General features: G+C 69.0%; 9 protein-coding genes. 1 reads left to right on the forward strand and 8 read right to left on the reverse strand.

Annotated elements, in window-relative coordinates:
* Window positions 1-6: 6 nt before the first annotated feature.
* The 6 genes from J1M43_RS14760 to J1M43_RS14785 are packed head-to-tail and all read right to left on the reverse strand — an operon-like array spanning window position 7 to window position 9,094.
* Entirely contained in the window at window positions 7-1,389 is a 1,383-nt protein-coding gene (locus J1M43_RS14760) for an RDD family protein (protein WP_206477151.1), read from the reverse strand.
* Window positions 1,386-3,152, reverse strand: coding sequence for a serine/threonine-protein kinase (locus J1M43_RS14765; protein ID WP_206477152.1), 1,767 nt, complete (start codon window positions 3,150-3,152; stop codon window positions 1,386-1,388). Before J1M43_RS14765 ends, J1M43_RS14760 begins: the two co-directional genes overlap by 4 nt.
* Entirely contained in the window at window positions 3,149-4,441 is a 1,293-nt protein-coding gene (locus J1M43_RS14770; protein WP_206477153.1) for an FHA domain-containing protein, read from the reverse strand. Before J1M43_RS14770 ends, J1M43_RS14765 begins: the two co-directional genes overlap by 4 nt.
* Window positions 4,441-5,256: a PP2C family serine/threonine-protein phosphatase gene (locus J1M43_RS14775; protein WP_206477154.1), complete on the reverse strand. Its 816-nt coding sequence runs from the start codon at window positions 5,254-5,256 to the stop codon at window positions 4,441-4,443. The genes J1M43_RS14770 and J1M43_RS14775 overlap by 1 nt, the downstream gene beginning before the upstream one ends.
* Window positions 5,253-6,695, reverse strand: coding sequence for an RDD family protein (locus J1M43_RS14780; protein WP_206477155.1), 1,443 nt, complete (start codon window positions 6,693-6,695; stop codon window positions 5,253-5,255). Before J1M43_RS14780 ends, J1M43_RS14775 begins: the two co-directional genes overlap by 4 nt.
* Window positions 6,692-9,094, reverse strand: coding sequence for a transglutaminase-like domain-containing protein (locus tag J1M43_RS14785; RefSeq protein ID WP_206477156.1), 2,403 nt, complete (start codon window positions 9,092-9,094; stop codon window positions 6,692-6,694). The genes J1M43_RS14780 and J1M43_RS14785 overlap by 4 nt, the downstream gene beginning before the upstream one ends.
* Before the next feature lie 284 nt (window positions 9,095-9,378).
* On the opposite strand from J1M43_RS14785, the gene J1M43_RS14790 reads away from it, so the two are divergent.
* Window positions 9,379-10,650 (forward strand): IS110 family transposase, encoded by a 1,272-nt coding sequence (locus J1M43_RS14790; RefSeq protein ID WP_033106031.1) that lies wholly within the window; start codon window positions 9,379-9,381, stop codon window positions 10,648-10,650.
* Between the two features lie 11 nt (window positions 10,651-10,661).
* On the opposite strand, the gene J1M43_RS14795 is transcribed toward J1M43_RS14790, so the two are convergent.
* Together J1M43_RS14795 and J1M43_RS14800 are read right to left on the reverse strand one after the other, a co-directional pair.
* Window positions 10,662-11,921 (reverse strand): DUF58 domain-containing protein, encoded by a 1,260-nt coding sequence (locus J1M43_RS14795; protein WP_206477157.1) that lies wholly within the window; start codon window positions 11,919-11,921, stop codon window positions 10,662-10,664.
* Window positions 11,921-12,892, reverse strand: coding sequence for a MoxR family ATPase (locus J1M43_RS14800; RefSeq protein ID WP_206477158.1), 972 nt, complete (start codon window positions 12,890-12,892; stop codon window positions 11,921-11,923). The genes J1M43_RS14795 and J1M43_RS14800 overlap by 1 nt, the downstream gene beginning before the upstream one ends.
* Window positions 12,893-12,916: the final 24 nt, after the last annotated feature.

Consider the following 12,916-nt stretch of genomic DNA (forward strand, 5'->3'; position numbering starts at 1 on the left):
CCTCAATCACACTCGGACCACGACCGCGCTGCGGTCGCCGAGACGGATCGTGTCCCCTTCGACGGTCACGACAGGCACACCTGCTTCGATGACATACTCGACGCCGGCCCTGGCCAACCCGGATCCGTTCGTCGAGCCGCAGTCGGTGACCTCCAGCCCTCCGTCCACCGGACGAACCAGCAGATGGGTCTTCGAGAGCGACTTGCTCTCGTCTTCAAGAGGCACCGCGCGTGCGCCGGGGTGGACCGTCGCATCCGGATTGCGCCCGAACAGCAGCGGCTCGGCGACCTGGACGCTCGCACCGGTGTCCAGGCGCAGGCCGAAGTGCACAGGGGCAGGCTGCGGCGGGTTGGCGGCTGGAGGCACGACCGGCTGCGACGCGGCGACGGGCGGCACGACCGGCTGCGGGGCGGGAGCGGCCGCCGGCGAGGCAGATAGAGCCGGCGAGGCGAGGTGACCGATTCCTTGGGCAGGATCCACGAATCGTTCATCTTCTGCCTGCCGGTAACCGCCGAACACCGGCTTGCCGAGCTCCGCCGATGCGGGCGGCGGCTGGGGTGTCGTTCGCGGAAGTCCGATCTCAGGGCGCGCGTCCGAGGTATGGGGCCGGGCGATCCCGATGACGCCCGCGCTGACGCGATTGCCTGGACGATAGGCGGGTTGCTGCGAAGGGTCGGTCGGCGTGGCGAGCGAGGGCAGCACCGAGCGCTCCCGCGCAGGCTCAGCCTTCACGAGCTTTCGTGCCACACGCAGACGCTTCTGGTCGTACGGGTTCAGCCCTCGCTTCACGTCGATGAGCCACACCTGCGTTGCCTTGTCGTGCAGTCCGCGCCTGCGGCGTTCGGAATCGAACAGCGGCGACAGCAACAGGAGCACGGGCCCGAACAGCGGGACGAGGTTCGACGCGCACAGCAGCAGGTAGCGCAGCAGCACCCACCCGATTCCTGGGCGCTCCAGCGTGCGCACGTTCACAGTGCGGATGCCGACGATCGCCTTGCCGAGCGTGCGCCCGCTGCGCCCGTGCATCACCAGCTGCACGACGCTGAGCACCAGCGTCAGGAACACCGTCACCGCGGCCATGACCAGGGCGAGCACGAAGCCGGGATGGTTCATGAATCCGTACGGCGAGATCGACCCGCCTGCGAGCTTGAGCAGTAGGGGTACGGCACCGATCCACAACGGCAGCTGAACGATCAGCCAGAGGGCGACATCGCAGACCAGCGCGAGGGCGCGACGTCCGAGAGGGGCGGGAAGCAGTCCGAGCGCTGCGGCGTACGCGGGGTCAGGACGGCCGTTCTCATCGAGCCCTTCGATCGCCTCGGTCTCGTCCTCGATCTCCCAGATCGTGGCTTCGCGAGCCTCGCGGCCCCCCTCGATGCCGGGGGTCACTCGGTGCACCCCCGAACCGGCTCCGAAGCGCGTCCATCGCCGCGTCGCAGCACGACGTCGACGCAGACCTGGCCCGCCGAGGCACGTTGGAACGTCACGGTCGTCTTCTCGGTCGTCTGCGCCTTGCCGGATCCGGCGAGATCGACGGTGTTCCACAGGTACAGGTCGCCGTCTTCCGGTGACGGGTTCGTCCAGGTGAAGGTCAACGCCGTACCGTCGCGCGAACCGGTGAGCTCCTCCACTCTGGGAACGGCGTCGGACAGCGGATCCTGCGGGACGACCTCGTCCTGCGTCGCGACCGGGTCGGGCCTGCCTGCCCCGGAGAGCAGATTGGCGCCGACGATCGTGCCGCCGACGACCACCGCCGCGATGACGGCGAGTCCCACCCAGAGTCCTACCCTGGGACGACGCGTGTTCGCCGGCGGGTTCGCCGCAGAATCACTCGGCGCGGTCGGGACGCCCGGGGCCATCGGCGCCTGCGGCGAGACCGTCCGCGGGGGACGCATCAGCGTCTTCTCGTCATCGACAGGAGCGGATGCCGCGTGCGCCGGTGACGCCGACGGGGCGCGCATCACGGTGTCCTCCACCGCGGCGGCCTGCGCTGTGCCGGCCTGCGCTGTGCCGGCCTGCGCTGTGCCGGCCTGGGCTGTGCCGGCCTGGGCTGTGCCGGCCTGCGCTGCGCTGGACGGGAAAGTGCCGGACGAGACGGCGTCGGGCTGGACGGAACGCCCCTGCTCGAACCGCGGACCGGCGTCGGAGGCTGCAGCAGGCTGCCCGTTGCCGAACGGGCGGGTCGTCGCTGACGGCCGGGTGGCGCCGGCATCAGGGTCGATGCTGACGATGTCGCGCACCCGGGTGAGGCCGTCGGCCTCGTCCTCGAGGTCCTCCGCGATGGGATGGTCATCGATGATGTCGATCGGGGTGACCGAGTGGGTCAGCTCGATCTGCACCTTCTGCAGGGCACGAGCGAATGCGACCGCACTCGGATAGCGTGCGTCGGGGTTCTTCGACATCGCACGTTCGATGGCGCGCTGCAGACTCGCCGGTGAGTCCGGCCGCGCCAGCGACTGCAGGGGTGCGCGTTCGATGCGCTCGATGAGGTCTGCACCGGAGTTGCGTTCACCGGGGCGCTCGAACGGGGAGCGACCGGCGAGCAGCGTGTACAGCGTGGCACCGAGCGCGAACACGTCGGAGCGCGGTCCGCTCTGCGGCGGGTCCGCGAAGAACTCCGGCGGCGACCACGGGATCGACATGCCGGTCGCCTCGGTCACCGCGCCGGTCTTCGACGCGATGCCGAAGTCGGTGAGCGCAGGCCGGTTGTACTCGGTGACGAGGATGTTCGCCGGCTTGATGTCACGGTGCAGCACACCGGCGCGGTGCGCTGTCTCGACGGCGCCGGCGACCTGGATGCCGACGCGCAGCGCCTCGGCGACCGAGAACGGCTCCCTTCGGGCACGGACCTGCAGGTTCGGCCTCGGGCAGTACTCCATCACCAGGTACGGGCGTCCGTCCACCGCGACGCCGGCGTGGTAGATCGTGACGATCGCGGGATGAGTGGACAGCATCGCCATCACGTTCGCCTCGTCGGTGAACTCCTGAGCCGCGCTGCTCGAGATCCTGTCCGCGAGCAGCACCTTCACGGCGACCTTGCGTCTGGGCATCTGCTGCTCGTAGACGAAGACGTCTGCGAAGCCACCGGTGCCCAGCGGTTCGACGTAGGTGAAGCCGGGAAGCTCCGGCGGTGGTGAGGGGGGTCTGCTCACGGAAGATCCTCGAACGTGACGGTGACGCCATCGCCGAGGTCGACGACGTCGCCGGAGAGCACGAGGGTCTGCTCTCCTGGATGAAGGCGCAGCGGGTCGGTACCTGGTCGCAGCAGCGTCGAGCCGTTCGTGGTGTGCAGGTCGACCACGACGACCGTGTCGCCCTCCGGGCGGATCTCGAGGTGACTGCGGGAGATGTCCTGCTGGGGACTCTCGACCGCGACGAGGTGCGGCAGGTCGGCACCGCTCGCCCGCGTGGATCGAGGGCGGCGACCGATGATGACCGTGCGATCGAGCGTGACGACCTGACCCGTCGAGACACGCACACGACCGGCACCGGCGGAGACCACGGGGAGGATCGCGGTCGGGGCGTCCGGCTCGGCGGTCGGGACGTTCTGACGCATGGCGCGCGCCTCGGCCACCGATATCGTCGCACCGTCATGATCCCCGTCGGCCGTGCCGTCCGATGGCGCCGCGCCGAAGGGCGCCGGCGGGGCAGGCGGGGCGGGAGCCGGCTGCATGATCGCGCTGGGCGATGCGACCGTCGCGCCGAAGAGCTGCTCGAACTCGTCGATGTCGGAGGTCTCCGAGATGTCGGAGGTCTCCGAGATGTCGGAGGTCTCCGAGATGTCGGAGGTCTCCGAGATGTCGGAGGTCTCCGAGATGTCGGAGGGCACGAGTGTCGCGCCCTCGACAGCGTCATCGATCGGGGCAGGGGCTGCGGGCAGTGGTGCGGTCGCAGGCTCCGCCGATCCCTCCGCCGGTTCGCCGACGGGCGGGACCACACGCTCAGCGGCCACGTCGAGCGCAGCGTCTTGGACGGGCGCAGCATCCGGCACCGTCACGTCTGCGGGCTCGATCTCGGCGCTGACGTTCGCGGCACGCACGACGCCACCCGTGATCGGAAGGGGCGCGGTGTCGTCGACATCGCTCGCGGTGACGGCGATCCGGTTCGCGTTCAGGGCGAATCTCTCACTCCACGTGGTCACGTTCGTGCCCGCGAAGCTCTCAGTGCCTTCGGGGCCGGTGATCTGCACGGTGACGTCGCCGCGCACGGCGATCCTGGCATCCGGTCCTTCCAGGACGACGGCGGCGAAGGGCAGCATCGCGGCGAACGATCCTGAGGCCTGCTCGGTGAGCGCGTCGATCACCGCAGCGAGATCGCCGCCCTCCTGCTGCCGTTTCCACAGCGTCGAGACGAGCTGCTCGGGCGCATCGGGCGCCAGGGCGATGAGGGCTCCCGGTGCCACCAGCACATACCAGTCACCGGGTCGGTAGGTCGTCTGCATCAGCGAATCCCTCCTGCGGTGGCCTCGCGAGGCCGCGTGTTCTCATCGAAGTCGTCGTCCGCCTGCATGTGAACGCCAGGGTGGGACGCGACGAAGACCGCGTCGACGACGACGACCGTGATGTTGTCCCGGCCGCCGGCGCTGACTGCTTCGCCGACAAGCGTGGCGGCGGCGGTCTGCGGGTCGGACTCGGCGGTCAGGATCTCCTGGATCTGCGCATCCGGCACCTCCGAGGAGAGTCCATCCGAGCAGATCAGAATGCGATCGCCGAGCTCGGCCGGGAACATCCAGAAGTCGGCATCGCCGGTGCTCCCCGCGCCGATGGCGCGGGTGATGATGTTCCGGCGATGATCGGATGCCGCGTCGGCGGCGCTGAGTTCGCCGGATTCGACGAGCTCCTGCACGACCGAATGATCCACGCTGATCTGCTCGAGTTCACCGCGGTACAGCCGATACGTGCGGGAATCGCCGATGTTGAAACTCAGCCAGTAACCCGTGCCGTCGACGTCGGCGAGCACGACACCGCTGAGGGTCGTACCCGCACGGCCGGTGGCCATGACAGACAGCGCGTCGACGGCGAGACGCGAACGGCTGAGCGCGTCGAGCACGTCGTCGAGTTCGAGACTCTGCCGTCCGGCGAATCGCGCGAACTCCTCGACAACGGCGGCGCTCGCCCGTTCGCCGGCCTCGTGTCCGCCCATGCCGTCGGCGACGATGAAGATCGGTGCGCTGGCGAGCATCGCATCCTCGTTGAGCGTGCGGCGCATCCCGGTGTGGGTGGACGAGCCTGCGGAGACGATCAGTGGAGCCGTCATGCGTAACCGCCGATCGTGACGATGCGGTCGCCGATCTCGATCGCATCGCCGAGACGGACGCGCACCGCCTCACCGGGGGTGCACGGGATGCGCTCACCGTCGCGGACGATCACGGTGCCGTTCGTGGAATGCCGGTCTTTGATCCAGCCGCCGGAGGCCTCGGCCGCTGCCTCGAAGTGCGTCTTCGACAGTGACAGGGTCTCGTCGCGCACGTTGACGGCGACCGCGCCGTCCTCGGGCGCGGGGTTGCGTCCGAACAGGGTGCGCTGTGACACGGTGACCCTGGTGCCGTCGTCCCATGTGAACACAAGACGATGGCCGGGGATGCTGATGCGGGTGTCCTCGACATCGCCGAGGTCGTCGGACACGGCGTCTGCGGCCGGCTGGTCGGCGGGAGGCTGGTGAGCGGCGGGCTGGTCGGCGACGGGCGCCTGGTGAGGAGCCGCCGGTGGCGCCGCCGGAGCCACCGGGTTCTGAGCGGGCACGGACGGCGCTGCGGGAGCCTCAGGGCTCCGCGCCGGAGGGCCGTCCTGAGTGATGCCGGGGACGAACGCGATCAACGCATCGTCACCGATCGCCGGCGCCGGCGGTTGCGAGATCGCGGGCTGAGCGTGCGGGAGCTGCGGCGCTGCCTGCGGGGCGCCCTGTGGGGTCGCGAGCGGCGCGGCTTGCGGCATCCGCGGCGCAGGAGGTGCGGGAATCGTCTCGTCGAGGGCAGGCGCGGCATCAGCGGGCGCCGGCGGCTGGCCGACCAGAGCGGCGTACGCGACCGATTCCGGTGACGCATACCCGGGCGCGGGCCGGGTCGGGCTGAGGCCCGGTACCGGTGGCACGCCGACCGGCGTCGGCAGCGGCGTCGTCCCTGGCGCCGGGAACGAGAAGTTCGGCGCCGAGCCGGCGCGGCCGGGCAGCGGAGGTACGGCGTCGGGCGCCACCGGTCGCGGCGGCACGCTCATCGCCTGGGTGGGCGGTGCTGCGACGGATGCTGCGCCGGTGCGCGCATCCATCATCAGCGAGCGCGCGACCTTGTCGTGCCAGCCCTGGAACCGGCCCGAGCCGTCGAACAGCGGGGTGAAATAACCGACGACGATGGATGCTGCGAGTCCGAAGATGATGTTGCGCAGCAGTGCGCGTCCGAAACCGAGCGGGGTGCCATCGGTCTCCTTGACCAGGCGCAGCCCCTGGGCGCGCATGCCGATGGAGCCCTTCCCGGCCTGCATGAAGGTGTAGAACGCGAACCAGCCGAGCAGCACGAGCCAGATCACCGGTGCGCCGATGGCGAGCACTCCCAGCATCCCGTCCGCTCCGGCGATCGTCGCGAAGATGACGAGCAGGACGCTGAGGACGATGCCGATCCCCGCCGCGATCGCAGCGTCGATGATGTATGCCACGGCACGCCGTGACGTCGGGGCGACGGTGCCGAACGCCGGTTGTGTCATGGGGTCTCACTCTCGGGTACGTCTGAAGTGCTGTTCTTGATGGTGCCAGGTTCTCGGCGAACGCGCGCGGCCGCTGCGGTCTTGAGCCCCTGGAAGCCGTTCGACACGGCAGAGCCGACCAGCAGCGAGCGCAGGCTCAGCCGCGCCTTGGTGCGCTTCCAGAAGCCGGCTTCGCTCCCGAGGCCGGCGACGATCTCATCGACCTGCTGCCAGAAGGCTTCGACGTCCGCCGGGCTCGGGTCACTCGGGCCGAAGACCTCGGCATCCGCCCGGTGCGCGAGCGTGGTCACGGTCGGCACTGTCAGGGATTCGGCGACCAGCACCGCCTCTTCACCGCGGGTCGCCCCCGGCGCGAGCCGTGCGCCGTAGTCGACGGCACGGTCGGTGAGCTCGTCCCACCCTCCGGCGATCCGATCCGCCGTCCGCTCCGCTGTCCGCCGTGATCGGCGCCTAGACGCCTTCCATGCGCCGATGATGATGAACGGCGAGGCGAGCAACGCGATGATGCCCAGCGTTATGCCGCCGATCGCGAGGATCGCGAGGATGATGCCGCCGATGTTCAGCGATTCGTCCTCGGACTCGCGGTCATCCGGCAGCGTCGGGGGAAGATCGACCGGCTCCTGGGGCGGGGGCGGGGGCTGCAGCACCTGCGGCTTCGGGTCGGCGCGCGGCTTGGTGTTCTGGTCGTTCGGGACCTGATCCTCAGGGGGCGTCGGGTCGAACGGAACCCAGCCGAAGCCGTCGAAGTTGACCTCGACCCAGGCACGGATGTTGTCTCCGGTCGCCGTGAAGGATGCCGCGCCGTCCTGCTCCTCATCCGGGTAGAAGCCCATCACGACGCGCGCGGGGATGCCGATCTCACCGGCGAGCAGAGCCATCGTCACGGCGTACTGCTCGTCGTCGCCGATCATCTGATCGCCGCCGATCAGGGTGGAGATGCGCTCGGCGGTGTGGCCGGAGCGCGAGATGACCTCGCCCTCGAGACCGTGGCTGAAGAAGCCGTCTTCGGACAGGAACGTCTCCAGCGCCTGCACCTGCTCGACGGGGGTCTCGGCATCCGACACGATCTCGCCGGCGAGAGAGGTGAGCTCCTCCGGCACGTTCTCGTTCTTCGGCAGGCGCACAGCGCCGAACTCCGCCTCGGCGAGCTGCTCATCGCTGTACTCCGCGGGAATCGTCGTCTGCACGGTGTAGCTGTCGCCCTTGCCGAGCCCTGCCGTCGCGACGGCGGTCGCCGAGCCTGTGCTGTAGTAAGTGCCACGACGCAGCGCATCGCCGTCATCGCCCGAGAAGCGGAACTCGGATACGAGCCCTGCCTGCGGGACCCAGACGTCGGAGTACTCGTCGATGTCGAACTGCAGCGTCACCGGCACGCCTTCGGCGTCGGGCGACATGTTCGAGCGGATCGGCGTGAACGCACTGGACGAGCCCGGACCGCCGTCGACGACGTTGATGACCTGTCCGTCGAATTCGTCCATGGCTGCGAGGCGGACCCTCGCGCCCTCGGGCAGTCCGCGCACGGTGAACAGGGTGCTGTCGGCGTCGTCGCGCACGTGACCGCGGAACGACTGCAGGGCGCTGGGATAGTCGCGCACGTTGAACGGCGGGATGATCGTGTCGCGCAGTACGTGACGCACCTCTGCGGGTGCGGTGAACGCGCTGGTCGCCACTCCCACCCCGGCTGCGACGGCGAGCACGACGGCGCCCGAGAGCAGCCGCCGCACCCGCATGTGGTTCGCGCGACCCGGATCGACCTCGCCCACCGAAACCGCGGCGTTCTGCGGCGACCAGATCTGGCGAACCGCCAGCCACGTGATGCTGGCGAGCGCGAAGACGGCGCCCTGGATCACCGGCACGGCCGGCTCCGGCGTGCCGAGGGCGATGACGACTGCGAGCAGTATCCCCGCGGGGATCAGCGCCCAGGCCGGCTGTGCGAGTCGCAGCGCGAGGGATGCCGTGACCACCGCGATGATCAGCATGAGCAGGAACGGCACGATGAAGTGCCCGTCAGCACCGGAGACCGGCGCCACCGTCGTCAGCAGCTGCTTCCATGACGTGACGACGCCGATCGCGAGCTGCTGGAGCGTGTCGATCGAGGGGATGACGCCGAAGATCGCGGTGTGCGGCAGTGCGAGCGCGCCGCCGAACAGGAAGTACGCCAGCACGGTGAGGCCGGCGATGATGAGGATGCCCCAGCGTCGCCATGCCGCTACCGCGGCGACCGCGATGCCCAGCAGCGCACCGCCGATGGCCGCCACGAGATAGCTCGCGCCCGCGAAGGTCGGCCAGAACCCCGCGATCGAGACGCCCAGCAGCACGGTCACAGCCACGATGTCGAGAATCCAGCGGCGCACGGGGATCGCGGGCACGCTCGTGCGCGCCTGTGCGGTGGCGCTCACTGGACTACCTTTCTTGTGCCAGCGTTCTCCGATAGGGCGCTGATGCACCCCGGGTGCCGCCGGGCCATCGCCCGGCTCGCTCGACACTGTTGATGTCCAGCATGAGATCTGCGAGGTCTGGTGGCTGCCCGGGACGTGTGGACCGTCGATAGGGCTGAGCGCCAAACCCGGGATGACCGGGAGCGAGCGCCGATCAGTGAGCGAACCGGCAGACACGTCCCGGCTCCCATGGCACCGTGAGACGAGGGCGCCTCCCCACTGGGCTTAGCAGCAAGGAGGCTGACATGAAGTCTGCCAACACACCCGACAATGAACAAACCCTGTCCCTGCCCGACGACCCGCCCGGCGACGTCACCGCGGGTCTGGACTGGGCCCGCGACGATCACGCCGTTAGCATCGTCGATCACCGTGGCCGAGAGCTCGACCGATGCATGATCGAACACACCACAGACGGACTGCATAGCCTGCTGGCCTTCCTGGCCCGCAACAACGCCGCCGAGGTAGCAATCGAACGCCCCGACGGGCCCGTCATCGACGCGCTGTTGGACGCGGGCATCACCGTGGTCGTAGTCAGCCCGAACCAAGTCAAAAACCTCCGCCGCCGCTACGGATCCGCCGGCAACAAGGACGACCGGTTCGACGCTTACGTGCTCGCCGACACACTCCGCACCGATCGGGCCCGACTGCGCCCGCTGATTCCCGACCGCGACGACACGACCGCGTTGCGTCGGGCCTGCCGTGCCCGCAAGGACCTCGTCGCCCACCGCATCGCGGTCGGCAACCAGCTGCGCGCGCACCTGCGCAACGCCCTGCCCGCCGCCGTCGGCTTGTTCAAAGACATCGACTCGAACATCGCTCTGGCGTTCCTGGAACGTTTCGACTCCCAGGACAAGCTCGACTGGCTCACCCCCACCAGGCTCGGTTCCTGGCTGCGTAAGCAGGGATACTCCGGACGCACCAATCCCACCGTGCTGCACGCGAAGACCCTTACCGCACCGCGTGGCCCCATCGGCGAGTTCGCCACCGCTCTGGCCGCTATCACCGCCAGCTACGTCAAGGTCTTGCGAACCCTGCAAGACCAGACCCGCACCCTGGAAAAGCACATCGACAGGCAACTGAGCATCCACACCGACGCACACATCTTCACCAGCCTGCCCCGAGCCGGGCGCATTCGCGCCGCCCGCCTGCTCGCCGAGATCGGCGACTGCCGGTCCCGGTTCCCCACCCCGGAGTCGTTGATCTGCCTCGCCGGTGCCGCACCATCCACCCGACAATCCGGGAAGATCCGCGTTGTCGGCTTCCGCTGGTCCTGCGACAAACAACTCAGAGACGCCGTCACCGACTTCGCCGCCGACAGCGTCAAAGCCAACCCCTGGGCCGCGCACCTCTACCAACGAGCCCGTGACCGAGGCCACGACCACCCCCACGCCGTCCGCATACTGGCCCGCGCATGGCTCACCATCATCTGGCACTGCTGGCAAGACAACGTCCCCTACGACCCCACCAAACACCGCGCACTTCAGGCCTACCTCGACCCGAAAACCGAGGCGGCTTGACATAGGGCTTCTCATGCGAGGACCTTCTGAAGAGCGAGGGGGATCTGCTGCAGTGCGCCAACACTCACGACGGCGGCCTCGCCGATCTGGCGGAGTGCAGGCATCTCGACAGTGGTGTCGGCGACGACGACGATCACTCTGGCGCCGAACGGGAGCCGGGCGCAGGCGAGGCGAAGGTCATCGCTTGCGACCTTCGTGCCGCACACCAGGACGACGACGCTCGCAAGCGGGGCGGTGGCGGCGATCACTCCGCTGAGGTCGGAGAGCCCGCCTTCGCGCGGCTTGCTGGGTTCGACTGCGGCGAGCGAGTCGAGGAACTGCTTGCCGGTCCCCGCGCGCAGTTCGCGTCCCTGCACACGCACATCGACGCGCTGGGAGTCGCGGATCGCCCGCAGACCGACGGAGCCCGCGACCGAGATGCCGAGCTCGAAGTCCTCTGGAGTCGCGTAGTCGCCAGTCGAACGGGAGAGTCCGATCACGAAGTGCGAGCGCCGGGTCTCCTCGTACTGGCGCACCATGATCACGCCGGTGCGGGCAGTCGAGCGCCAGTGCACGTGACGCAGGTCGTCGCCGGGCTGATACTCGTTCAGCGCGTGGAATGAGACGTCATCGCGCGAGAGATCGGCCGCGGGAAGACCTTCGAGGTCGCGGAGGAAGCCGAGCGACTGGCCGTCGAATAGCACTGTCTGCGGGTGGACGAAGAGGTCGACCGGGTCGTCACGGCGGTGCGCGCGCTCGAACAGGCCGAACGGATCTCCGCGGACGACACTGACCGGGCCCACCTTGACCACGCCACGACGCTGGGTGGGGATGGCGAACAGCTCTTCGGCCTCCTCACCGGGCGCGAGGCGCTGGATGCCGAATTCGCCGCGTCCGCCTCCGACGGGCAGCACGACGCGTGAGGGCAGGATGGCGCGGCTGCCGGGGTTGGACAGCGTGAGCGCCCCGACCGCGCGTTCGCCGACGACGACTCTCGTGCGGGCGAGGTCGAGGGTGACGTCGTACTCTGTACGTCCGATGAGGAACAGCGCGCACAGGATCAGCGTGAGCGCCACGACGACGGCAGCGAGGGTCAGCTCGCTCCAGCCCAGGCTGACACCGACGATCCAGAACACGAGCGCGAGGGCCATGAGCACCCACGCCAGCGGTCGGATGACGCTCGCGATCTTCTGCAGACGGGCGCCGACGCGCGCGCCGATGACCGCCGCGATGTCGCGCCATCCGGCGTCACGGGCGATCTCGGGCGATGCGGGCAGCGTCTCTGCGGTCATCAAGCCGCCGTTCGCGCCTGAGGAGCTGCGATCGTCTCGAGCACGCGGTTGATGACCACATCTGCCGTGGTGCCGGCGAACTCGGCCTCGGCGTCGAGCATCAGACGGTGCTGCCACGAGGGTGCGATGAGCGTCTTGATATCGTCGGGCAGCACGTAGTGGCGGCCGTGCGCGGCCGCCCACACCTTGGCGAGTCGGACCATGGCGATCGCACCGCGCACCGATACGCCGAGCCGCACGCCGCTGTCCTTGCGGGTCGCCTCCGCGAGTTCGGCGACGTAGCGCAGCACGGCCGGCTCGACATGAGCACTGGCGGCGAGGTCGGCCATGTCGGCGACGGCACCGGTGGTGATCATCGCGGAGAGACTCGACGACGGGTTGCGATCGGATGCTCCGGCGAGGATGCTCTCGGTCACCGCAAGATCGGGGTAGCCGATCGACGTCTTGATGAGGAATCGGTCGAGCTGCGCCTCGGGCAGCTTGTATGTGCCGGCCTGCTCGACGGGGTTCTGGGTGGCGATCACGAGGAACGGACGGCCGGCTTCGTGGGTGACGCCGTCGACGGTGACCTTCGACTCCTCCATGACCTCGAGAAGCGCTGACTGCGTCTTCGGGGAGGCGCGGTTGATCTCATCCGCGAGCACGATCGACGAGAAGATCGGGCCCTTGTGGAACTCGAACTTGTGCGCCTGCTGGTCGTAGATCGTGACACCCGTGACGTCGGACGGCAGCAGGTCGGGCGTGAACTGGATGCGCGAGCTCGTGCCCTGCACGGTCGCTGCCAGTGCCTTCGCGAGGCTCGTCTTTCCCGTACCCGGTGCGTCTTCGAGGAGCACGTGGCCCTCGGCCAGCATGGCTGCCAGCACCAGGCTGACGACCTCGCGCTTGCCCTGCACGGCCTTGTCGATGTTGTCGACCAGGCGGGTGAAGGTGCCCTGGAACCAGGCGGCCTGTTCGGGGGTCATGGTCATTTCAGTTCGTTCCTCTGCGTGTTC

This window comes from Microbacterium sp. KRD172 (assembly GCF_017168295.1).
Lineage (GTDB): Bacteria > Actinomycetota > Actinomycetes > Actinomycetales > Microbacteriaceae > Microbacterium > Microbacterium profundi.